This is a genomic window from Prevotella sp. P5-92, from assembly GCF_002251245.1.
Classification (GTDB): Bacteria; Bacteroidota; Bacteroidia; order Bacteroidales; family Bacteroidaceae; genus Prevotella.
This window is the reverse complement of the sequence record NZ_NPJG01000001.1, coordinates 49,388-75,280: the sequence shown is the minus strand read 5'-3', so window position 1 is coordinate 75,280 and position 25,893 is coordinate 49,388. Positions and strand designations below refer to the sequence as shown.

Here is a 25,893-nt window from a genome sequence, read left to right as displayed (position 1 = left end):
AAATTAGTTATAACCTTCGTTCTGTTTGATGTTAGGATTGTTTGAAATCTCATTAACAGGCAGAGGGAAGATGTTCATGTATGCTGGGAACTGGCTTCCTTCATAGACGCCTCCCATCCATTCCCATTTGTAGTCAGACTGGCCTCCAAACTTACCGAAGCGAACCAAATCCATGCGGCGGCGGCCTTCGAACCAGAACTCACGGCTCCACTCATCGCAGACATCGTCGAGAGTGTATGTGCTCTTTGGAGTAGCATGAGCACGACTACGGAGTAGGTCGAGTTTTGCCTTGGCATCGGAGTTGCCTGCAACGCCATTTTTGCGGATTGAAGCCTCGGCGTATGTCAGATAAGCCTCAGCGACACGCATTATAGGAAGATCTGAATTAACAAACTCAATCACATCGTTGTTTGAGCCGTCTGAATTTACATTACGGAACTTCACACAGTTATAGCCTATGGCCTCATCAGTACCCTCATCGCTAATTGCAGGTTTAATACCCTTGTTGTAGAACAGGGCACGATCGTCACCGGCTGCAGCTATGAATTCTGCCAAAGTGTTATACTCGGCTGGTGTTTCTTTGAAGAACTTCTCGACAAGGTTCTTACGTATGCGCAAGCACTTTCCCCAACTGTTGTTTGCTCCAGATGGTGCGTAGGTATCGGTAAGATAGTCTGTCTTATTGGAATAAGAAGCTTGAATAAGGAAGTTCATACCTCCGTAACTCTGCGTCTTGACACCATCTGACAATCCAACAAGAATGTTCTCATACTGAGCTCCATTTCTGTCGTTGTCGGCGAGGAAGAGCATCTGGTAAGGAGTATATACTTCACCTGTAGTTTGATTAACAGCACTCTTATCGTTCAGCTTATAGTAACCATTATTAATTACCTTGTCTGCATAAGCCATTGCGTCATCCCAACGTGCCTTACCGGTATATACTTCAGCATTTAGATAGATTCTTGACAACAAGTTCCATGCAGCCACGCGATCGGCACGACCGTATGTAGCCTGACCAGGCTGAGCCATCTCTTCAGAACACTCGAGCAGTTCCTTCTCTATATATTCAAAGAACTCCGGACGGGTGTATCTGACAGCATAATCTGCCGATACACTCTCTGTAAATGCCGCATTGCCATAAAGGTCCATAATCTGAGCGTAGTTGTAGGCACGGATGAACCTTACCTCAGCATTTCTTTGAGCCTGATCGGCAGCATTTCCTTCCTGCGACAGATAGAAATTACACAGGGTTATTGTGAAATAGAAGCGATAATAGAGGGCAGCAGAGAAAATACAGCTCTCACCCCATGAGTTGTGGAGAAGTTCAGGAAGTCCGGCGTCAGTGGCCCAAACCCAGTGTGCTTCATCAGCTGTAAACTCGTTCAGATAGAACGCCATGCGGAACAAGTCGGAACGTCCCTCGTCAACATCGTCCAAGTCGCCATTTCCGCTTGGTCCTGTCTGTCCAGTCAAGCTGAAGCTGGCATATATTTTATTGAAAACGGCATCGTTGTCGAATTCCATAGTTTGCTGCGGGTTGATTGGATCAACATCCAAATCACCAACGCAAGATGTCAGGCCGACTGTCAATGCCAGTGCCGCAGCAGGTATAATTGATTTAAACATTCTTATTTTCATAATACTCATTGTTTAAAGATTTAGAAATTAAGGTTAAGACCAAGAACACCTGTGAATGGACGTGGATAGATGTTGCCATCGTAACCTCCGTTTATTTCCGGGTCAATTCCCTTATATTTTGTAATGGTGAACACATTCTGTGCTGTTGCATAGATACGTCCGCTGATAGGCAACTTGAAGAGTTTCTCAAAGCTATATCCAACAGTGATGTTGTCACACTTCAAGAATGATGCGTTCTGGATGAAATAGTCTGAAAGACCATCCTCTGTTGACACATAATTCCATTTCTTCTCCAAAACCATTGTTGGAACATTGTGCCATGAACTACCATTATAGAGGCGCTCTACTTCTACATTTGAGTTGCCTGCATCTACGGCATTGTAAGCATAGTTGCCAAGACTTGCGCGTAGTGAGAAGCTGAAGTCCCAATTCTTATAAATAAGTTTTGAGGTGAAGCCCATAAGCACGTCTGCATCTGCCTTCTTGTAGAAGTAACGGTCGTTGGAGTTGATGATACCATCACCATTGCGGTCAACGAATTCTCCCTCTATTGGCAAACCGTTTTGGTCGTAAACCTGCTGATATGTATAGTAAGCAGAAACTGGATGGCCTACAGCCCATGCTTGGATACCGTCAGAACCTGAGTCACCTACAGCAAGTCCGCCGTGCAGAATCTTATAGTTAGGATCGTCGCTTGCTACAAGTTTGTCTATCTTGTTGTCGTTGTAGGTCAAGTTGTAACCAACCTCCCAACGCCAATCCTTTGTTACGATAGGACGATAAGTGAGCGAGAACTCAAGACCCTGGTTGTGGAGCTCACCGACGTTGCTTGTAACCTTGTTGCGGAAGTTAGAACCAGCTGCAACGGTTACAGTGTTGATAAGGTCAGTTGTCTTACGATAATAGTAGTCAATGCTTGCTGTGAATCTGTCGTTAGCAAAACCGAGATCAAGACCTGCGTTGTATGTAGTTGTCTTTTCCCATGTAAGGGCAGTGTTAAAGGCATCAGGACGATATGTCAAACCATCGCCAACGATTGGATAATATGCTCCGATACTGTTGGTTGTATAAGAGGCAAAGTAAGAATAGTCGCCAATACCTTCCTGCTGACCTGTCTTACCCCAGCCAAGACGGAGTTTCATGTCGCTGATTGCCTTTACATCGCGAAGGATAGGCTCCTCCTTGATTTTCCATGCCAAAGCTGCAGATGGGAATACGCCCCAGCGCTGATCCTTATGGAAACGTGAAGAACCATCGTCACGGATAGTGAATGTAAAGAGGTAGCGGTCGAGGAGTGAATAGTTCAGACGACCAAAGAATGAAACAAGATAGTTCTCGGTCTTGTAGAGAGTGTTCTCTGAAGGCTGATAAATCTCATTGGGATGTTCGATACTTGTTGAAGGATATGTACCATAGTAGTAGTAGTCGGTCTCCTTGTTGAAGTGCTGCCACTCATAGCCACCCATCACGTCGATATGATGAATCTCAGCAAAATCCTTCAGATACTGTGCATAGAGGTTGAGCGAAAGGTTGTAAGTATCCTGAGTGTTCCAACCCTGGCTTCCATAATAATAGTTGTCATAGTAATAACGGCTATATTCCTTGTTGCTCTTACCAGACTTGAGGTCCATTCCGGCATTCATGTGAATGTGGAGGTCTTCAAAGCCATGAATCTTATAGTCAAGCTCGATATTTCCTGTCAACTCTTTACCCTTACCCTTGTCGGAAGCTTCGTTAAGGTAATGCACTGGGTTGTGTGTAGAAAGAGAGTTCTGAGAGAATCCCCAAGCTGTGTCTCCACGGTCAACAACACTATGATACTGGAAGTAGCCACCGAAGTTCTGCTTATAGAAGTCATCGTTCATATAAACAGGCTTTGTGGGATCCATTGACACAGCAGAACCAATGGCACTTGTGCTTGCGTAAGAAGTCTTTGAATACATACCCTTGGCGTTGAAATTAACTGTAAGGTGATCGTCGAAGAATGTAGGATTCAAACTTACGCTTGCTGTATAACGCTCATAATCTGATGTCTTGAGTACACCCTGTTGCTTGGTATAGCCGAGAGATACACGATAGGGAAGATTCTTATAGGCACCGGTAAGTGTCACGTTCTGGTCAGTAGATACTGCTGTACGATAAATCTGGTCCTGCCAGTCGGTGTCGGCAAAAAGATGCTGGGCTCCATCTGCTGGAGTTCCGTCGGCATTGTACTTTGACCAATAACCCATGTTCTTGTAATAGTCGCTTGCCTGCCACTCTTCATCAGTCATGCCACTGTTTGTCTTGATATAGTCCATGAATTCAGCGGCGTTCATTACGTCAACCTTCTTGGCAACAGCACTGACAGAAACGTTGCCATTATAAGAAATGGTTGGCTTCATGTTCTTGCGTCCCTTCTTTGTAGTGATAATAATCACACCGTTAGAAGCACGGCTACCATAGATAGCGGTGGCAGAAGCGTCCTTCAAAACTGTGAAGCTCTCGATATCGTTAGGGTTTACAAGGTTGAGGGCGTTTGACGAACCCTGCATGCCATAGTTGTCCATAGCCAAACCGTCAATCACGATAAGTGGGTCGTTTGATGCGCTGAGTGACGAACCACCACGAATTCGAATGCTCGCACCACCACCAGGCTCACCTCCGTTGTTTTGAACGTTAACACCAGCTATCTTACCGGTAATCATGTCTTGTGCACTTACCTGTACACCCTTATTCATGTCGTCTGGCTTAATAGCAGTCACCGAACCAGTAAGGTCGTTCTTCTTTGCACGGCCGTAACCGATGACAACGACGTTTTCGAGCACCTTGGCGTCGTCCTGAAGAGTAATGACAACGTTTGGAGCTGCCTTCACGTTGGCTGGCTGATAACCTACGTAAGTGACATTGAGAGTTGCTCCCTGAGGAGCCTTAATCTGGAAGTTACCGTCAAAATCTGAGACAGTACCTCCATCTTGACCTGCAACGCGAACGGTTGCACCGATGATCGGTTCGCCTGTGGCATCCTTTACATGTCCGTTGACTGTAATCTGCGCAAAGGCTCCGATTGAAAGAACGAGACCGAAAAGAACGGCCATCATTCTAAGAGGAATTCTAAATTTTACCTGCTTCATCATACATGTTTTAAAAATTTGTTATTTCTATGTTATCTAATGTTTTTTTGTTATTTTGGCCTCTATAGCGATTGCTGTTGAAGTTTTCGGGTGCAAAATTAGAAATAATTTCCTCTCGTTGTTCTTTTTTTGATATAAATCAGTATATTTGCATGCGCAAACGATTGCACAACGAAAACATAATAATTAATTATTGTATCATAACAACGTTGCGAATAAATGAATATCTTTGCAGCGTCAAATAATCACAACCAAAAATGAAGGAGTTTACACAGATGACAATGAAAGACATCGCGGCCCACTTTGGCACATCGGTGGCAACGGTGTCGAGAGCATTAAAAGACTCACCGCGCATAAGTGTCGAACGACGGAAGGCGATACAGGAATTTGCCCGCGAGCACAACTTCTGCCCGAACATGATAGCAGAATCATTGCGCAACAGCAAGGTGATGCAACCAAAGATTATCGGTGTCATCATTCCTGAGTTTGCACACTACTTCTTCTCTACCGTACTGGCGGGAATAGAAGAGAAGGCACGCGAACACGGCTACCGCATCATGGTGGCACAAAGCGGCGAAAGCTACGAAAACGAAGTGAAGATCTGCCAGTCGTTCTTTGAAAACAAGGTTTGCGGCATCATTGTCTCTCAGGCTAAGGACACGACAAACTACGACCACTTCATCAGACTAATCGAAAGCGGTGTCCCACTGGTGTTCTATGATAGAATATGTACGGGCGTGGAAGCCAGCCGTGTGGTGGTTGACGACTATAAAGGTGCATTCACCGCTGTTGAGCACATGATATCCACCGGATGCAAGCGCATAGCGTTCTTCGGTTCGCCCATGACGCTCGAGATATCGAAAAACCGGTTTAACGGATATAAGGATGCCTTGCTTAAGCACGGGTTAACGATCGAACAGACGTTGACAAGATTCTGCGACAACCGTGCCGATGCTGAGGTAATCACTCCTGAGATAATGAAGAAAGGCGACCATCCTGATGCTTTCTTTGCCGTAAACGACGATACCGCCATCGGCATCATGTATGCCGTGAAACGGCTTGGATATAAGATTCCCGCCGACATCAGCATCTGTGGATTTACTAACGGACAACGGGCCATCGCCTGCGACCCCATGCTCACCACCGTAGAACAGCGCGGACACAAAGTAGGCGAAGAGGCGGCAGACATTCTCATCAACCAGGTGGAGGGGCACACTCCCAATGGGAAAGTGGAAAGACGTATTGTGAAGACAAGATTGGTGATAAGAGGAACAACAAAAGAAGTAAAATAAAAATAAGATAATATGAAAAAACGACCCGATTTACCTTTCATGAAGCTTTGGAACATTAGCTTCGGTTTTTTTGGAGTGCAGATAGCTTACGCACTCCAAAGCGCGAACATCTCCCGCATATTCGCCACATTGGGAGCCGACCCTCACCAGCTTAGCTATTTCTGGATTCTTCCGCCACTGATGGGCATCATCGTACAGCCTATCATCGGCACCTTGAGCGACAAGACATGGTGTCGTTTTGGTAGAAGAATACCTTATTTATTTATAGGCGCGGCTATTGCTGTTCTCGTCATGTGCCTGCTGCCCAACTCGGGCTCGTTTGGCATGGCAGTCAGCACAGCCATGGTGTTCGGTCTCTGTGCCCTGATGTTTCTCGACACAAGCATCAATATGGCCATGCAGCCGTTTAAGATGCTGGTGGGCGACATGGTGAACGAGAAGCAGAAGGCCCTTGCCTATTCCATTCAGAGCTTCCTCTGCAATGCAGGTTCGCTCGTGGGCTATGTGTTCCCGTTCCTATTCACCTTGCTTGGCATCAGCAACATAGCTGCCAAGGGCGTGGTGCCAGACACTGTAATCTACTCGTTCTACATAGGTGCAGCGATACTCATCCTCTGCGTCATCTACACCACACTGAAGGTTAAGGAGATGCCTCCTGCAGAATATGCGCAGTATCACGGACTGAAAACCAACCTCGACGAGGAAAAGGTGAACGTGATTAAACTGCTGAAAAACGCTCCAAGGGCTTTCTGGACTGTCGGACTGGTTCAGTTCTTCTGCTGGGCGGCGTTCATGTATATGTGGACATACACCAACGGAGCCATTGCCGAGACTTGCTGGCAGACCACCGACCCTACCACGGCAGGCTATCAGGCAGCAGGCAATTGGGTTGGAGTGCTCTTTGCCGTGCAGGCAGTGGGAAGTGTGATATGGGCAATAGTGCTTCCAAACATTACCGACCGCAAGCTGGCATACTCCATAAGCCTTTCTATTGGAGCAGTGGGATTCTGCATGATTCCTTTTGTCAGCGACCAATATATGCTCTTCATTCCATACGTCATGATAGGTTGCGCCTGGGCTGCCATGCTTGCCATGCCTTTCGCCATTGTCACCAATGCCCTTGAGGGCTACGGACACATGGGAGTGTATCTCGGACTGTTCAACGGAACCATCTGTATTCCACAGATAGTGGCTGCCGCTTGTGGAGGTGCAATACTTTCTGCTGTGGGCAGTTTCCAGTATAACATGATGGTGGTGGCTGGAGTGTCGCTCATAATAGGAGCCATCTGCGTCTTCTTTGTGAAAGACAAGACATTGCAGAAAATGTAGTCTATGCAAACGTTTGCGCAGACTCTTTGAGCCTTTTTTTGAATTATTATCCCTCAAGCACGAAATAATTAGTACTTTTGGGCATTAAAAACTTAAACATTTGATTATGACTATACTATTCAATCTGTCGTACAACACGGTTTACGGCGAAGAAATAATGCTTAATATCATATCGGGCGACGATGCCTCGACAGTAGAAAAGTTTAAGATGGCAACACGCGACGGCAACACTTGGACATGCACAGTGAACAGCCTTGCCAAGCCGGGAGCCACGCTGAACTACTACTATAGTGTGGTGAAGAATGGAATTGAGACGCGCCGTGAATGGCTCGTTGAGCCACACCAACTCGTCATGACATCTGTGAAGGGCATCAACTATAATGTCCACGACAACTGGATTGACATTCCCGAAGACTCATACCTCTACAGCTCCGCCGTTACCGACTGCGTGGCGGCAAGAAAGAAAGGCACGCTGAAGCCCGTTGACTACTCGAAGACCCTGAAGATAAAGGTGCGCGCTCCGCAGCTCCGATCCAACGAGAGACTTGCCGTCATGGGCGAGATAGCCGAACTTGGCAAGTGGGAGGCCCTGAAGGCTTATCCCATGACCGAGCAGCAGCCTAACGAGTGGGTTGCCGACATCGACGCCACAAACATCACCGCCGAAGCTTTCGACCTGAAGTTCGTGGTTCTCGACGAGAAAAAGGACTACACGCCTATGTGGGAAAACAACAACAACCGACGCATCGTGATGCCGAAGATGAAAAACGGCGATGTGGTTGCAATAGAGATGGGCATAGCGCTCTTTTCCATATATCCTTGGAAGGCTGCCGGATGTGTCATTCCAGTATTCTCACTCCGCTCAGAGGGCAGCTTCGGCGTTGGCGACTTCGGCGACCTTAAGATGATGATTGACTGGGTGGCAAAGACAGGACAGAGAGTGTTGCAGATTTTGCCCATCAACGACACCAACATCACCCACACCTGGACCGACTCATATCCTTACAACAGCATAAGCATCTATGCCCTTCACCCACAGTATGCCGACCTGCGACAGCTCCCGGAACTGAAGGACAAGGCTCGGCGCGAACATTATGCCGCACTGCAGAAGGAACTTAACGCACTGCCGCAGATTGACTACGAGCGGGTGAACAACGCAAAGATGGAATACCTGCGTGAGATATTCGCACAGGAAGAGGCCGCGCTCACAAAGAAGGCCGACTTCAAGAGCTTCTTCGCCAACAACAAGGAGTGGCTTGTGCCATACGCTGCGTTCTGCTACTACCGCGACCTTTACGGCACAGCCACATTCAGTGAGTGGCCCGACCATCACACACTGCCCGACAAGGAACGTGAGGCAATGTCGAAGCCTTCCACTGCATTATACAAAAAAGTGGCGTTCTGGTATTTCGTGCAGTATGTGCTCGACAAGCAGATGCGTGCCGCTCACGACCATGCACGCAAGAACCGCGTAATATTAAAGGGCGACATTCCTATCGGCATCAGCCGCGACGGAGTGGAGGCTTGGGTAGAACCGCGATATTTCAACCTTAACGGACAGGCCGGTGCTCCGCCAGATGCTTTCTCCGTGAACGGACAGAACTGGGGATTCCCCACTTACAACTGGGACGAGATGATCAACGACGGATGTTCGTGGTGGGTAAGACGCTTTACCAAGATGGCAGAGTATTTCGACGCTTACCGCATCGACCATGTGCTTGGATTCTTCCGCATCTGGGAGATTCCCATCAACGCCGTGCACGGACTGCTCGGCCAGTTCTCCCCATCGCTTGGCATGACCGCCCAGGAGATAGAAAGCTACGGACTTCACTTCAACGAAGACCTCTATACACGTCCATTCATCACCGACTGGACTCTCGATCGTATGTTCGGCGAACGTGCCGGCGAGGTGAAGGAAAAGTATCTCGACCGTCTCGATGGCGAGCGCTATCAGATGAAGCCAGAATACGACACCCAGCGCAAGGTGGAACAAGCATTTAAGGGTGTGAGCGAAGAGAAAGAAATATGGCTTCGCGACTCGCTGTATGCAATGATAAGCGACGTACTATTCTTACGAGACCGTAAGGACGAGAAGAAGTTCCATCCGCGCATTGGTGTTCAGCACGACTTCATATACGAGTCGCTACACGACTCAGACAAGTATCTCTTCAACCGACTGTACAACGACTATTTCTATCGTCGCAACAACCAGTTCTGGTACTATGAGGCAATGAAGAAACTGCCTCGACTGACAGAGGCAACACGAATGCTCGTTTGTGCCGAAGACCTCGGTATGGTGCCCGACTGTGTGCCATGGGTGATGAACCAGTTGCGCATCCTCAGCTTGGAGATTCAGTCGATGCCGAAGGACGACAAGGTACGATTCGGTCATCTCTCACGCAATCCTTACCGCTCGGTATGCACCATCTCCACACACGACATGTCAACGCTGCGTCAGTGGTGGGACGAGGACTACGCACAGACTCAGGACTATTATAACTCGATGCTACACCGCGGTGGCGCCGCTCCTCATCCGCTGCCGGGATGGCTTGCCAAGGAGATAGTGTCGCGCCATCTCACGAGCCCCTCGATGCTCTGCCTCCTGTCGCTTCAAGACTGGCTGTCCATCGACGAGAAGCTCCGCCTGCCGGATGCCGACGCCGAGCGCATCAACATCCCCGCAAACCCACGTCACTATTGGCGTTATCGCATGCACATGACCATCGAACAGCTCATGGCTGCCGACAATCTCAACGATACCATCAAGGAATTGGTGGCACAAAGTGGAAGAAAATAAATCAGCAATTTGTAATTTTGTAATAAATAGATATGAAAAAGATTAGTGTTATCCTTTCTGCCTTGCTGTTGCCGCTGATGGCAATGGCTCAGAGCGTCAGCTCGCCTGACGGAAACGTAACTGTAAAGTTTTCTCTCGCTGAAGGTGGTGTGCCCACCTACGAAATGACTTATAAGAACAAACCTGTGGTGAAGACCAGCCGACTGGGACTCGAACTCGCCAAGGACAAGCATGCCTCGAAGGGTAAGCAGGAAACCGACCTCATGGATGGATTCAAGGTGACCAACACCAAGACTTCATCCTTCGACGAGACATGGACTCCCGTCTGGGGCGAATGGTCGCAGATACGCAACAACTACAACGAACTCGAGGTTGACCTCAACCAGCCTTCTGCCGACCGAAACATCATCATCCGATTCCGCGTGTATAACGAGGGATTCGGTCTGCGCTATGAGTTCCCGCAGCAGAAGTCGCTCAACTACTTCCTCATCAAGGAAGAGCACACTCAGTTCGCCATGGCGGGCGACCACACTGCATGGTGGCTTCCCGGCGACTATGACACACAGGAGCAGGAGACACAGGAAACAAAACTCTCCGGCATACGTGCACAGTTCAAGAAGGCTGTCAACTGGGACAACTCTTCTGTGTCGGTGTTCTCCGAGACGGGTGTGCAGACTGCATTGCAGATGAAGACCGACGACGGACTCTATATCAACATCCACGAGGCTGCCTGCGAGGACTATGCCACCATGCACCTCAACCTCGACGACAAGAATTTTGTGTTTGAGTCATGGCTCACCCCCGATGCAACAGGACTGAAGGGATGTATGCAGACTCCTTGCCACACTCCTTGGCGTACGGTGAAGGTGAGCGACGACGCACGCGACATGCTCTCCACATCCCTCACCCTCAACCTCAACGAACCTTGCAAGATTGAGGACACCTCTTGGATTCACCCAACAAAATACTGTGGCGTATGGTGGGAGATGATTGTAGGCAAGAGCACATGGGAATACACCTCTGGTCTGCCATCGGTGAAGCTTGGCGAGACCGACTATACAAAGCTCACTCCCAACGGCCGTCATGGAGCCAACACTGCACACGTGAAGGAGTATATCGACTTCGCCGCTGCCAACGGACTCGACCAGGTGTTGGTTGAGGGATGGAACATCGGATGGGAAGACTGGGCAAACATGTGGAAGCGCGACGTCTTCGACTTCGTCACTCCTTATCCCGACTTCGACATCAAGTATCTCAACGAGTATGCTCATTCCAAGGGTGTTAAGCTGATGATGCACCACGAGACTTCTTCAAGCACACAGAACTATGAGCGTCATCTCAACGATGCCTTCAACCTCATGAACAAATATGGCTACGACGCAGTGAAGACCGGTTATGTGGGCGACATTATCCCACGCGGCGACCACCACTACTCGCAGTCGATGAACAACCACTATATGTATGTCCTCAAAGAGGCTGCCAAGCATCATATCATGGTGAACGGACATGAGGCAGTGCGCCCCACCGGCCTTTGCCGCACATATCCTAACCTTGTGGGCAACGAATCGGCCCGAGGCACCGAGTATGAGGCATTCGGAGGCAGTCGTCCCGACCACACCGTCATCCTGCCATTCACACGTCTGCAGGGTGGTCCGATGGACTATACCCCAGGTATTCTCGAGACTCAGCTAAAGACATGGAGCGACAATCCCAACTATGTCCACACCACTCTCGTCGGCCAGCTTGCCCTTTATATGACAATGTATTCTCCACTTCAGATGGCAGCCGATCTGCCCGAGAACTACAAGAAGTTTGACGATGCCTTCCAGTTTATCCGCGACGTACCATGCGACTGGAGCGACTCCCGTTATCTCGAGGCAGAGCCTGCCCGCTACATCACAGTAGCCCGCAAGGACAAGAAGAGCGACAACTGGTTTGTAGGCGGCAAGTGCAATGAGGATGGTCATCTCACTACCCTCACCTTCGACTTCCTCGACAAGGGTCGAAAGTATGAGGCTACCATCTATGCAGATGCCAAGGATGCCGACTACGAGAAGAACCCAAAAGCTTATACCATCACCAAGAAAATCATCAAGCATGGCCAGAAGCTCAAGATACAGCAGGCTCGCGGCGGTGGCTTCGCCATTTCACTAAAAGCCCTGTAATTATTTTAAAACCACAGAGAAAAAGAGATAAAGAGTTCTTCTTATATTGAGATAGTTGCTTGCGCAACGAGAGTTCACAGAGATTGTGCGACAATAAATCTCTTTACCTCTTTATCTCTGTGGTTAAAAAACATTAGTATTATGAGAATAAATAAAAAAATAACAACGACAGTGGTCTCTTTGATGTTAGCAGGAGGAGCAATAAGCGCCCAGCAAACATTTAACGAGATGACTTACACCAAGGATGTATCTACGTTCAAGCTCAACGCCCCGTCGAAGGCGAAGAGCGTGAAGGTGAATATATATAAAGAAGGTGTAGGAGGCGAGGTGGTCAAGACCGTGAAAATGAAACGCACGGGCAACGACCTCTGGACTGCCGACATCAAGGGCGACCTCAAGGGAATGTTCTACACATTCCAAGTAGAAACCAAGAAACAGAAGATGAACGAGACTCCGGGTGTCTTTGCCAAGGCAGTGGGAGTGAACGGACGTCGCGCCGCTATCATCGACATGCAGGAAACCAATCCTGAGGGATGGTGCTGCGACAAGCGTCCAATGACCAAGCAACCCACCGACCTCGTCATCTACGAGATGCACCACCGCGACTTCTCTGTGTCGCCTCACTCAGGACTCACCCACAAGGGCAAGTTCTTGGCACTGACAGAGCCAAAGGCCGTATATCATCTGAAAAACCTCGGTGTGAATGCCATCCATATACTGCCATCATACGACTATGCCTCGGTGGATGAGTCGAAGCCCGACGTGCCTCAATACAACTGGGGCTACGACCCTCTGAACTATAACGTGCCCGAAGGTTCTTATTCCACTAATGCCGAATGTCCAATAGCCCGTATAAAGGAGTTTAAGCAGATGGTACAGGCGCTCCACAAGGCAGGCATTCGCGTCATACTCGACGTGGTGTATAACCACACATTCGACGTTGACAACAGCAACTTCAACCTCACCTATCCCGGCTATTACTACCGTACTACCGCTGACGGCAAGGTCTCCGACGGATCAGGTTGCGGCAACGAGACAGCCAGCGAAAAGCCTCTCATGCGCCAATTTATGATTGAGTCGGTGCTCTACTGGGCAAAGGAATACCATATCGACGGTTTCCGCTTCGACCTCATGGGTATCCACGACATAGAGACCATGAACATGATACGCAAGTCTCTTGACGAGATAGACCCGTCGATATATATGTATGGCGAGGGTTGGAGTGCAGGCGCTTGTGCTTATCCGACAGACAAACTTGCCATGAAGGCCAATACCCGTCAACTCAACGGCATTGGAGCATTCTGCGACGACATGCGCGACGCTCTCCGCGGTCCGTTCAGCGACGACCATAAGTCGGCATTCCTCGGTGCTATCCCCGGTAATGAGGAGAGCATAAAGTTTGGTATTACTGGAGGTATCGCCCATCCGCAGGTGGATATTAAGAAGGTGAACTACAGCAAGGCACCATGGACCAACTCTCCTGCTCAGATGATAGCCTACGTGAGTTGCCATGACGACATGTGTCTTGTTGACCGTCTGAAGGCGAGCATCCCTGGCATCACCCAAGGCGAACTCATCCGTCTCGACCTTCTCGCTCAGACTGCAGTGTTCACTGCTCAGGGCGTGCCATTCATTCTTGCCGGCGAGGAGATGCTGCGCGACAAGAAGGGAGTACACAACAGTTTCAAGTCGCCCGACTACATCAACCAGTTGCCATGGGAGAATCTTGAGAAATATCCGCAGGTGTTCGACTACTACCGTGGTCTCACCGAACTGCGTCGCAACCATCCCGCCTTCCGCATGACCGATGCCAACATGGTATATCGCAAGTTGGAATTTCTCAATGCTCCTGACTGTGTGGTGGCTTTCCGCTTGAAGGATAATGCCAACGGCGACTCATGGCGCGACATTGTGGTGATACTCAACTCCAACAAGACCGCCCAACGAATCGCCATCCCCGAAGGCACATGGACCTCTGTATGCGAGGGAGGACAAATCAACCTCGCCGGAATATCAGAGTATAAGGGCAACGAAGTGGAAGTGGCTCCACAGGAGGCTCTGATACTTTTCAGGTGATTACTATAATTACTGGAAATTCCAGAGATTCTAGAAATAAAAAACAAAAAAATGAAAAAAATACTTACCGCCTTGTTATTAGGCACAACATTGACTATGAATGCAGCAGTGAAGATAGACCGAATAGAACCTACCGACTGGTATGTGGGACTGAACGACGCAAGTCTCCAGCTCATGGTTTATGGCAAAGACATAAAGACTGCTGATGTATCGACTGACTATCCGGGAGTGAAGATAGACTCGCTCGTGCGTCTCGACTCGCCCAACTACCTCCTCGTCTATATGAACGTGAAGGATGCACAGCCCGGAACTATGACCCTGCTCTTCCAACAGGGCAAGCAGAAGAAAAAGGTGGACTATACCCTCAAGGCACGTGAGATGAAAGGTTGCGAGCGCAAAGGATTCTCTAATGCCGACGTGCTATATATGCTCATGCCCGACCGCTTTACCTCAGGCCGTACAGACAACGACCAAATAAAGGGAATGCGCGCATACAAGAACGACCGCACCCAGCCATCCTTGCGCCACGGAGGCGACCTCGAAGGCATTCGCCAGCACCTCGACTACTTCAAGGAACTCGGTGTCACCGCCCTGTGGTTTACTCCTGTGCTCGAGAATGACTCGCCCGACCACGGAACACAGAGCACATATCATGGTTATGCCACAACGAACTACTACCGCGTTGACCCGCGATTCGGCAGCAACGAAGAGTATCGCCGCCTTTGCGACGAGGCTCATGCCAAAGGTCTGAAAATTGTGATGGATATGATTTTCAACCACAGTGGATTCGAACATCCCTGGACTCTCGACATGCCTTCCAAAGACTGGCTCAACACTCCCGAATGGCTGTCACCTGAGAATCAGGCAAAAGCCGTGGAGATGAACACCATGGACGGAGCCGCCAAGGTGAACGACAAGTATCTTCAGACCAGCTATAAGCTCACTCCTGTGATGGATCCCTACGCCTCAAAGATTGACATGCACGAGACCGTTGACGGTTGGTTTGTACCCACCATGCCCGACCTCAACCAGCGCAACCCTCATGTGATAAAGTATCTCATTCAGAATAGTATCTGGTGGATAGAGACTGTAGGTATCGACGGCATACGTATGGACACCTATCCATACGCCGACCGCGACGCCATGGCACACTGGATGAAGGTCATCTCTGAGGAATATCCTAACTTCAACACCGTGGGCGAGACATGGGTCACTGAGCCTGCCTACACTGCCGCATGGCAGAAAGACTCTCGGCTCACCGACCGCAACAGCTATCTGCCCACCGTCATGGACTTCAGCTTCTACGACAAGATCAACCAGGCAAAGAACGAGGAGACCGACGACTGGTGGAAGGGCTTCAACCGCATATACAACAGCTTCGTGTATGACTACCTCTATGCCGACCCGTCTAATGTGATGGCATTCCTCGAAAACCACGACACCGACCGATTCCTTGGCAACGGCAAGGACACCGTGGCTCTCAAGCAAGCTCTCGCCCTGCTGCTTACCGTCAACCGCACACCACAGCTCTACTACGGCACTGAGGTGCTGATGAACGGCACAAAGGAAGTGACCGACGGCAACGTGCGTAAGGACTTCCCCGGAGGCTTCCCCGGCGACACCAAGAACTGCTTTACCCGTGAGGGTCGTACCAAGGCTGAGAATGCCATGTTCGACTGGCTCAGCCGTCTGCTCCACTGGCGTCAGGGCAACGATGTCATCATCAAAGGCAAGCAGACGCAGTTCATTCCCTTCAAGGGCATTTACGTCATCGCCCGTCAATATCAGGGTAAGACAGTTCTTACCATCCTTAACGGCAATCATAAGCAGACAGAGATGCAGCTCGACCGCTATCGCGAGGTGATAGGCGACACGACACTGGCCACAGACGTAATGACCGGACGAAAGGTGAAACTCGACAATACCCTTAGCCTTAAGTCTCGTCAGACATTGATCTTGGAGTTTTGAAATATAATAGACTTTGTGTCTAATTTATATACACTGTGTGTCCAAATAATGGACACACAGTTTTTTGTTTATAATAACTTAGCCTTAATAATCAGCACTTTACAATTTTGGCACGGTTTTGGCATGGAGAATGTTGAGATAATAGAAAATAGATGTAAATAATTTGTATTAACAATATGAAAACAACAATTTTCGCAATGTTGCTCATGCAGTCGCTCTGCTTGACGGCACAGACGCCAAGGCAGGATGCAGCCGACACTATTTCTGCTGTTTGGACTCTCGACAGATGTATCGAGTATGCCATGACCCATGCCACCGATATCAGGAAGAAAAGAGTGGAGGCAGACAATGCCAGACAAGACAGAGGAGCGGCAATGGGCGGATTCATGCCGTCGGTGTCGGCAAGTGTAGGGGCTCAGTTCTCGTGGGGACGTAATGTGGATCCCGAGACCAATACCTACAACACCATCACCACGTTCAACAACAGCTATTCCGTCGGGGGGTCGCTCACGCTCTTCGACGGAGCACAGACGTGGAACGCATTCCGCAAAGCTCGTCTAAACGTAAGAAGAAGCGACAATGCACTTGCCATAGCACGCGACGAGAAAGCCATTGAGGTGATGGAGAAATATGTGGATGTAGTGTATAACGAGGCTTCGCTTAGGATAGCCGAAGATAAGCTCAATGACAGTCGGGCGCTGCTTGAGAAGACACGACGCATGGAGGAGCTTGGCGAGAAGGGTTATCCTGATGTGGCGCAGATTGAGGCACAAGTGGCTGAAGATGAATACAACGTGGAGCATCTAAGGACGGCGGCTGAGAAGGCTATGGTGGAACTGGAAAAAACGATGGGAATCCCCCCAGGCTCCCAGAGTTCCTCTTCCCCCCGGTGCGGGGTGAGCCTTGCTGGAATAGAAGGCATAGATGACCCGACCTATACCCCACTCCAAGAGGCTGGGGGGCTGGGGTCGTGGCTCCTTTTGGCTTCAGAATACAATCTGGCTTCCGCTCGCCTCGACCATAAGATTGCTTGCGGTAGGCTGTGGCCTTCCATCTCCATTGGCGGCGGTATATCCACGGGATATTACAAGAATCTGTCGTCGGATGCTCTTGGTACGAGTTTCTCTCGTCAGATGAAGGACAACCTTGGTGAGTATGTATATGCATCGCTGACTATTCCTCTATTTAATTTCTCGGCAATCAAGAACGTGAAAAAGGCGCGCAATAATATCCGTCTTGCCGAGATTGAGCGCGAGGAAACACGACTGAATGTCAGCAGCGACTACCGTCAGGCTCTCATCGACCGCGACGGATATATGAAAGAGGTGGCACTGATGGAGCGAAAGGTAACAAGCGACTCCATAGCCCATCACCTCAACACCCGCAAATATGAGGAGGGCATGCTCTCCACCTTCGACCTCCATACCTCGGCGCAGACTCTGCACAACTCGCGCGTGAGACTGTTGCAGACAAGGCTGATGGTGGAGATAAAGAAGAGGTTGGTGGAATATTATTGTGACTAAGAATATTTGGGAAGTTAAAGAAGGAGTTTCCTTGAGCAAAGCGAAAAAAGGACGAATGTTCAAGCCTCTGCACTTCCTTTACTGAATCGCAAAGACTAATGTCTTTAACTTCTTTAACTTCCTTAACTTCAAAATAAAAAACAATGGACATAAAGATTGAAAAGAAGAAGTATTTGGTACCGAAGAAATACTGGCCCTGGTTGGGCGGTGGTGCCGTTATTGTGGCTGTGCTCGTGTGGCTCGCCACTGGTAATTTTGCATCTACATTGAAGGTGGAGCGTCGTGGACTGAGCATTGGCAAGGTGGAGCGAAAGGAGTTTAACGACTATGTGTCGGTGGATGGACAGGTGGTGCCCATTCAGGTGGTGCAGGTGTCGCCCGAAGAGGGAGGCATAGTGCGCGAACGTGTAGTGGAGGAGGGTACAACGGTGAAGAAGGGCGATGTGCTTGTGCGCCTCTCCAACACCAATCTCGACCTCGAGATACTTCAGGCGGAAAGCGAACTTGCCGAAAAGCAGAATATGCTGCGCAATACGCATATCACCATGGAACAAGACAAACTTGCCAACGAGAGTGAGGAGGCACAACTTGCCCAGGATGTCATCACCAAGCGTCGTGCATGGGAGCATCAGGAGAAACTCTATAAGGAGCGTCTCGTGAGCCGTGAGGAATATCTGAAGGCGAAGGAAGATTATGAACTCTCGTCGAAGAAACTGTCGCTCGTGAAGCAGAAACTGAAGAAGGACGCACAGTTGCGCCAGTCGCAGGTTGACCAAATGGGAGACAACCTCGCGGCAATGCAAAAGAATGTCCTGCTCGTACGCCAACGCAAGGAACGACTGGAGGTGAAGGCTCAAACCGATGGCGAGGTGGGACTCCTCGACGTGGAACTCGGACAGAGTATCTCTGCTGGACAGAAGATAGGAGTAATCAACGACCTGTCAGACTATAAGGTGCGTGCACAGGTGGATGAACATTATATCGACCGTGTTCATCAAGGACTCACCGCCACTTTCTCACAGGGCGGTAAGAGCTATTTGCTCCGCGTGAGGAAGGTTTATCCTGAGGTGAAAGAGGGACGCTTCAAGATTGACTTTGTCTTCGCCGGTGAGCGTCCGAAGAACATCCGCACTGGTCAGACCTACTATGTTGACCTCCAACTTGGCGAGTCGAAGCAGGCAGTTCTTATTCCCAAAGGCACGTTCTATTCGGTGACAGGCGGCAACTGGATCTTCGTGCTCGACAAGGATGGTTCCAAGGCTTATCGCCGCAATATCCGCATCGGGCGTCAGAACCCGCAATACTACGAGGTGCTTGAGGGTCTGGAGCCTGGGGAGCAGGTGATCGTAAGCGGATATGAGGCATATAAGGACAATGAGGTGTTGGTAGTGGATTGATTATTTTATAGAAATGATTATGAGAGATATTATTAATGCTATACGGAATCTTGGACGGCGGGGACAACATAACGTTGTGAAGATATTATGCCTCGCCGTGGGCTTGGCGCTTGGATCGGTGATGATAGCCGAGGTGTGGTATGAGAAGAACTACGACACTTGGTTTTCGGGGCATGAACGGACTTACAGGGTTTATCTGTCTTTCTCGATGAACGGACAGGAAGGCGAGAGTCGATTTACATCAGGTGCCACGGCAATGGGACTGCGGAAATATTGTCCGCAGGTGGAGGCGGCTACTCGCTGGTGCGAACTGCTGGGCAAGGGACAGTTTATTGCTGCCGGTGACAAGAGGATAATGGAGCGGTGCAGGGTAGCCGACAGTTGTCTGTTTGATGTCTTTCCCCAGACAATTATTGCGGGCGATGTCAAGAAGACTCTATCTCAACCGTTCTATTGCGCGGTTAGCCGCGATTTGGCTGAGCGGCTTGGAGGAGTGGAGGAGGCCCTGGGCACGAGAATCACATCGCGCGACTTCCCCAAAGTGTCGCTTACAATCGGGGCTGTGTATGAGGACTTCCCACTGAGTTCCGACTTGCGCAACGAGCATTTGTTTTGCTCGATGGCGACTTGGAACAAGGTAAGCGATTGGGACTCACCCAACAACTGGGTGGGCAATGAGTGCTATCATGCTTATGTAAGATTGCGCGAGGGCGCGAAGCCCGATGACATAAAGATTGGTGTGAAGAAGATGATAGAGGAGAACATCGACCAGAATATGCTGAAGGAAGCGGGAATTGAGTTAGATTACTATCTGGTGAAAGCCAACGAGGTACACATGGATAGCGACTTCGCAAAGACTATGGTGATGCTGCTTTCGGTGTTAGCAGCCGTGTTGCTGTTCTCCATGGTGATGAACTATTTGCTGATTATCATAGGCAACGTGCTTACGCGAAGCCGCGAGATGGCAGTCAGGAAATGCTTTGGGGCGGGCAATGGAAACATACTATCGATAACGTTCTCCGAGACGCTCGTCCACCTTATCATAGCCTCTGTGCTTGCCACGTTATTAATATATGTATGCAAGGGAAGCATCGAGCAGCTTCTTGGTGCTCCCGTAGAGGTCGTGGTGTTTAATCGCGGGACATGGCTTCTTTCCGCTATCCTCTTGGCTATTATAGTTGTGGGCGGCATGGTGCCGGCATGGCTCTATTCCCACGTTCCCGTCACATCGGCTTTCCGTGGCTACCATACATCGCGCCGCCGCTGGAAGTTAGGTTTGCTTGCGTTCCAGTTTGTGGCTTCGGCAACTCTCGTGGCAATGCTTGTTGTGATACATCGTCAATACACAATGATGATGGACCGCTATATGGGTTACGACTACGACCGTCTGGCTATAGTGGAGGTCAACGGAGGTCAGCAGGACGAGAACTATTCAAAGTGTGAGGAAGAACTGGCACGACAGCCGGAGGTGGAGATGGTGTCTAGTTGCACTTGTCTGCCTCTCGACTATGCCAGTGGAAATAACGTGATGGTGCCGGGCGACCCTCGCAACCTGTTCAACATTGCTGACCTTTATTATGTTGGCAATGGCTACATCAAACTGATGAATATGAAAATCATCGACGGCAAGGGATTCACCGAAAACTCCGACAGCACGATGCGTGAGGTGATGGTGAGCCGCTACTTTGTGGAAAAGATGGACTCGCTGCTGCATTGGAATGGCAGGGCCGTGGGCAAGAAGGTCTTTATCAGTGAGCACAGTCAAGAATTGAACGACCTCTTTACCATCTGCGGAGTGTATGAGAACATACATATCGGCAACATCACCGATCCCGACACCCGCCCCAGCGTGATGTTCTACAACCGCAAGAACAATCCATACATCTTGGTGCGCCTGCACCATTTGGACGAGGCATCGATGAAAGCCGTTCGCCGTACGGTGGAAAGACTTTGCCCCGGGCGAGAGGTCCAGGTGGTTACCTATCCTTCGTTGGTAGCCGACAGCTATCAGGACGTTGATTCGTTGCGCAAGGTGGTTATGGCTGCTGGTGTAGTGACATTCCTCATTGCCTTGATAGGTCTTGTGGGCTACACCATCGACGAGGTGAACCGCCGTCGCAAGGAGATAGCCATAAGGAAGGTGAACGGTGCAAAGACCAAAGACATTCTCGTCATCTTCGTACGTTCGATAATGTGGATAGCCGTGCCGTCGCTCATTGCGGGCTGCATAATTGCCTGGCAGCTCTCGCGCCAATGGCTCATGGCGTTCAGCGAGAAGATAACACTGTCGCCAATGGTCTTTATCGGCTGTATGATAATCCTGCTGATTTTGGTGATTGCAATCATTATAGCAAACAGTTATAAGATAGCAAGTGGAAATCCAGTGAAATACTTGAAGGATGAGTGAATTAATTATGGAGTTAAGATATGAACATTAAGTCTTATATTACGTTTCTTTCGAGAAACAAGGTATATACCGCCATCAACGTCTTCGGACTCTCAGTCTCGCTGATGTTCGTCATGTTGATTGGCGTGTATGTGTGGCAGGAATATAGCGTGGACAGGCAGCACTCCAAGGCGGAGAGGATCTACACGTTGGGCATCGACATGGGCGGCGACGACCGGGTGATTGGTGTGTCGCGACAGGTGGCACCATACCTTAAGAGTCGCTACCCGGAGATTGAGATGACTTGCGGTGTGGCAAGTGACGAGACATTGATTTATATCAACGACTACCAGTTGGTGAAGAAATATGGGTTGTATGTGGATTCCACATTCTTCCAGATATTCGACTTCCCGCTTGTCAGAGGCGATTGCCGGAGTGTGCTGCGAGGGAAGGATGACTGCGTGGTTACTGAGGACCTTGCCCGTCAGCTCTTTGGCGACAGCGACCCGATAGGCAAGCACTTGAAGTTGGGTTATTATAACAAGGTGCTAAAGGTGACGGGAGTTATGAAGGAGATGGAAAACAGTTCGTTGCAGAAGGCGGATTTCGTTTGCCGCTTCGAGCATGTATCGAACGAAAGTCTTGTTAAGGGCCTGTCTAATGCCTGTGGTTCGGAACTCTATCTGCTTACCAAGCCGAATACCGACCTTCGGGCGAAGACTGCCGACATAACACAGTATTTCAAGGAGTTCTTTTGGATATACCAGTTGGAGGACATGGAGGCGAAAGCTATTGTCATGCCTTTCTCCGAGCAGTATTTCAGCGAGATAAGCGACGGCAGTCGGCATACCTCGCGAGGCAGTCTGAAACTAGTCAGGATGTTGTTTGCCTCTTGTCTTGTGGTGCTGCTGTTTGCCGTGTTCAACTATATCAACCTCACGGTGGCACAGGCAGGCCGACGGTCGCGCGAGATGGCTATGCGAAGGCTCCTTGGCAGCCATCGCAGTGGCATCGTCAGTAGGCTGATGTCCGAGAGCATCATGCTCTGTCTCTTGTCGTTGGTGCTGAGTGTGTTGTTGGCAGCAGCCTTTGCGCCGTTCTTCTCGCAGTTGCTCGAAACCAAGTTGCTGCTCGCCGAGGCGCTCACTCCGCTCAGCATCGGTGGTGTGTTGCTCTTTGCCCTGCTGCTTGGTGCTGTGGCTGGAGTCGTTCCTGCTGTGGTGTTATCGAGGGCGGAGCCGATAGAGGTTGTCCGCGGTACATTTGCCCACCACACGCGGATGGTCTTCAGTCGTGTGTTCATCGTCCTGCAAAACCTGATAACCATCGTGATGATAGCCGTGGCACTGACCATGTCGCTGCAGATGCACCACATTATCAGCGCGCCGATGGGTTTCAACAAGGATAACGTAGTGGTAATAAGAAATCGAGGCGACAGTATTCAGGCTTCTACCTTTACCAAGGAGGTGGAGAAACCGGCCTGCGTGAAACTCGTGAGTGCGTCGATGGGTACGCCAAGCGACGGCGGCAACAACAATACCATGACTTTGGACTCGAAGAAAACCGTCAGCCTGCAAATGCTGTTTGGCGACCGGAACTTCATGAAGATGTATGGCTTGAAACCGAAGAAAGAGAACACCGACGGCAGCAACATAAAGCTGTACGTGACGGAACAGACGCTACGCGAGATGGGTAATGAGTTACACGAACTCCGTTGGACCTCTATCTTGGGCGACAAGAGCGCGAACATCAACTCGCATGCCTGCGGAGTGCTCAACGACTTCCATATACATAATATAGAGCAGGAGACGCATCCAATGATTATCTTCATAAAGGATAGAATCATCGATCCGTGGCAGTTCTCCGTGCTCATCACGGGCAATCCTGTAGAGGCGCTCGACCAGATAAAGGACACCTATAAGAAGATTTACAACTATGACATGCCCGACGAGTACCCATTTATCGACCAGCAAATATCGGCATATTATACGGAGTCAATCCGTTTGTCGCATATCGTCTCTCTCTTTGCAACAATGGCATTGCTTGTGTCGTTGTTGGGGCTCGTCGCCATGTCCACCTATTTCATTCAGCAGCGTCAGAAGGAGATTGCCATCCGCAAGGTGTTTGGTTCGTCGAGTTCGCAGGTGTGCCGCAAGCTCATCCGCACGTTCCTCGCTTATGTGGCAATAGCCTTTATCATAGCCATACCAGTGATATGGTATCTCATGAGCGACTGGCTCTCTCAGTTCAGTTATCGTATCACGCTCTCGCCGTTGATATTCCTCGCTGCCGGTGCCGTATGCTTCCTCATCTCGTTGCTATCGACAATAATACAGAGTTGGGTGGCGGCGAATGAGAATCCGATAAAACATATTAAAGATAATTAATGGAGTTATAACTCCCCATCATAACTCCCCAAATAAAAAAACTATGATTAAAGTAGAAAATTTATCAAAGTCGTTCCGCACGGAAGAGGTGGAGACGATTGCATTGAATGGAGTGTCGTTCGAAGTGAAGGACGGCGAGTTTGTGGCTATTATGGGTCCCTCGGGATGTGGCAAGTCAACGTTGCTCAACATCCTCGGATTGCTCGACAATCCCACGAGTGGAAAGTATTGGCTCGACGGGAATGAAGTGTCTGCACTGAAGGAGAAAGACCGCACCGACGTGCGCAAGGGACAGATAGGCTTCGTGTTCCAGTCGTTCAACCTCATCGACGAGCTGAACGTGGAGGAGAACATCGAGCTGCCGCTCACCTATCTCAACATCCCCGCCAAGGAGCGAAAGCAGAGGGTGCAGGAGATTATGAAGCGCATGGCTATAAGTCACCGCGCCAAGCACTTCCCCCATCAGCTCTCGGGCGGTCAGCAGCAGCGTGTGGCTATTGCCCGTGCCGTGGTGTTCGGCCCCAAGATGATACTTGCCGACGAGCCCACGGGTAACCTCGATTCAAAGAACGGTATAGAGGTGATGAAACTCCTTACCGAACTACATCGTGAAGGCACCACCATCGTTATGGTAACCCACAGCGACCGCGATGCCTCAATGGCACAGCGAGTGATCAAACTCTTCGACGGAAAGATAGTTGAAGAGTGAATCAAGTAATCATTAAGCTGTATAACAGACTGCTGTAATTTATTATATAAGGCTATAATTATTTCATCATAATGAGTGTTTAGATGTTATACGAACACATGTTTGTTTTACGTTCCGCAGTGCGGAACGTATATTCCGCAATGGGGAATGTACATACCGCAGTGGGGAACGTACATTCCGCACTGCGGAATATAAAACAAAAGCCCTTTCCTGATACAATTACAAATAGCTTTCGTTATACAATTACAATAGCTTTCGTGATTATTTATAGATAACTGTCTTCATACATTAATAACAGGCAGGGAGGTAATGTCACTCTCACGCGCGTACACGCGCGCATCCTATGTTTTTTCAATTTCTTCTATCACTTCTATCACTAATAATGTTAACTATCATATATACAGGAGGTTATATAGTGATAGAAGGCGTGATAGAAGAGTGATAGTAGTGATAGAAGAAAGGCTTTTTAACGTCAAAATCTGTGATTTTCACATAAATTCACTATAAAAAGGGGGCATTCCGAAGGTTTATACCCTATAATAATTAACAGTTCCTCAACTCGAAGTCGAAGAGTGCCTGTGGCTTGGGAAATAACGATTGTTACTTCTGATTGAGAAACTCTCTTGCCATTCGTGTAAGTTCATCGGTATCTATCGGCTCCAAAATCACTTCTTCTGGTTCCAAATCAAGAAGGAACTGCATATAGGTTGGGAGTGTCAACAGGTCACCATCACGCCCAATGTTGTAGTCACCAAACTTGATGAAATGCTTTACGCCATATTTCTCTGGGTACATCCTTTGAATCATAGAAAGCTTCTTTCCTTCTTTTTTGCTTGATGAAATTGATATATACCACATGCTTGTAGTTCTCCTCTGCGAATAACTGGGAGATATATGTCTTTCCGCATTGACGAATGCCCATGATAACAAGTGGGAAATGGTTCGGTTGCTCCCTCCACTTCTTTAGCGTCTCAGATATTTTTCTTTTAAACATGATACATTAATTTTTGTTTGCAAAGATACGTTTAACGACTTTCGCAATAGTTGATGTCATTTTTCCAGCGACTTTTATGTATTTTTATGCCTTTTTCCTGACGAGATTCACATTTCCGT

At 49.2% G+C, this 25,893-nt stretch carries 15 protein-coding genes; 11 read left to right on the top strand and 4 right to left on the bottom strand.

Annotation, left to right across the window (positions count from 1 at the left end; translation table 11 throughout):
• Positions 1–3: 3 nt before the first annotated feature.
• A complete protein-coding gene (locus tag CIK99_RS00275) occupies positions 4–1,626 on the bottom strand; it encodes a RagB/SusD family nutrient uptake outer membrane protein (protein ID WP_254047662.1) in 1,623 nt (540 codons plus the stop codon).
• 32 nt (positions 1,627–1,658) lie between these two features.
• Positions 1,659–4,754, bottom strand: coding sequence for a TonB-dependent receptor (locus tag CIK99_RS00270; protein ID WP_094378576.1), 3,096 nt, complete (start codon positions 4,752–4,754; stop codon positions 1,659–1,661).
• Positions 4,755–5,008: 254 nt separating this feature from the next.
• On the opposite strand from CIK99_RS00270, the gene CIK99_RS00265 reads away from it, so the two are divergent.
• The 11 genes from CIK99_RS00265 (at position 5,009) to CIK99_RS00215 (ending at position 24,780) form a co-directional block, all read left to right on the top strand.
• On the top strand, positions 5,009–6,043 hold the full coding sequence (locus CIK99_RS00265) for a LacI family DNA-binding transcriptional regulator (protein ID WP_094378574.1): 1,035 nt from the start codon (positions 5,009–5,011) through the stop codon (positions 6,041–6,043).
• A gap of 12 nt (positions 6,044–6,055) precedes the next feature.
• A complete protein-coding gene (locus tag CIK99_RS00260) occupies positions 6,056–7,372 on the top strand; it encodes an SLC45 family MFS transporter (protein WP_094378572.1) in 1,317 nt (438 codons plus the stop codon).
• Between the two features lie 106 nt (positions 7,373–7,478).
• Positions 7,479–10,169, top strand: a complete 2,691-nt coding sequence (locus CIK99_RS00255) for a 4-alpha-glucanotransferase (protein WP_094378570.1) — start codon at positions 7,479–7,481, stop codon at positions 10,167–10,169.
• A 32-nt stretch (positions 10,170–10,201) separates the two neighbouring features.
• The gene (locus tag CIK99_RS00250; protein WP_094378568.1) at positions 10,202–12,334 is read left to right on the top strand and encodes a glycoside hydrolase family 97 protein; all 2,133 of its coding nucleotides are present in this window, start codon (positions 10,202–10,204) and stop codon (positions 12,332–12,334) included.
• Between the two features lie 141 nt (positions 12,335–12,475).
• On the top strand, positions 12,476–14,410 hold the full coding sequence (pulA, locus tag CIK99_RS00245) for a type I pullulanase (RefSeq protein ID WP_094378566.1): 1,935 nt from the start codon (positions 12,476–12,478) through the stop codon (positions 14,408–14,410).
• A 51-nt stretch (positions 14,411–14,461) separates the two neighbouring features.
• Positions 14,462–16,378 carry a glycoside hydrolase family 13 protein gene (locus tag CIK99_RS00240; protein WP_094378563.1) on the top strand — a complete coding sequence of 639 codons (1,917 nt, stop codon included), beginning with the start codon at positions 14,462–14,464 and terminating at the stop codon, positions 16,376–16,378.
• 176 nt (positions 16,379–16,554) lie between these two features.
• Positions 16,555–17,901 (top strand): TolC family protein, encoded by a 1,347-nt coding sequence (locus tag CIK99_RS00235; RefSeq protein WP_094378561.1) that lies wholly within the window; start codon positions 16,555–16,557, stop codon positions 17,899–17,901.
• 143 nt (positions 17,902–18,044) lie between these two features.
• A complete protein-coding gene (locus CIK99_RS00230; protein WP_094378559.1) occupies positions 18,045–19,298 on the top strand; it encodes an efflux RND transporter periplasmic adaptor subunit in 1,254 nt (417 codons plus the stop codon).
• Positions 19,299–19,374: 76 nt separating this feature from the next.
• Positions 19,375–21,705: an ABC transporter permease gene (locus CIK99_RS00225; protein WP_158215858.1), complete on the top strand. Its 2,331-nt coding sequence runs from the start codon at positions 19,375–19,377 to the stop codon at positions 21,703–21,705.
• A 20-nt stretch (positions 21,706–21,725) separates the two neighbouring features.
• Positions 21,726–24,071, top strand: coding sequence for an ABC transporter permease (locus tag CIK99_RS00220; RefSeq protein ID WP_094378555.1), 2,346 nt, complete (start codon positions 21,726–21,728; stop codon positions 24,069–24,071).
• 43 nt (positions 24,072–24,114) lie between these two features.
• On the top strand, positions 24,115–24,780 hold the full coding sequence (locus tag CIK99_RS00215) for an ABC transporter ATP-binding protein (protein ID WP_094378553.1): 666 nt from the start codon (positions 24,115–24,117) through the stop codon (positions 24,778–24,780).
• A 600-nt stretch (positions 24,781–25,380) separates the two neighbouring features.
• Here CIK99_RS00215 and CIK99_RS15495 read toward each other — a convergent pair.
• Both CIK99_RS15495 and CIK99_RS15970 read right to left on the bottom strand, forming a co-directional pair.
• Complete coding sequence (locus CIK99_RS15495) at positions 25,381–25,587, bottom strand: hypothetical protein (RefSeq protein ID WP_173805273.1); 207 nt, start codon at positions 25,585–25,587, stop codon at positions 25,381–25,383.
• Positions 25,529–25,702 (bottom strand): AAA family ATPase, encoded by a 174-nt coding sequence (locus CIK99_RS15970; RefSeq protein ID WP_371590802.1) that lies wholly within the window; start codon positions 25,700–25,702, stop codon positions 25,529–25,531. The genes CIK99_RS15495 and CIK99_RS15970 overlap by 59 nt, the downstream gene beginning before the upstream one ends.
• Positions 25,703–25,893: the final 191 nt, after the last annotated feature.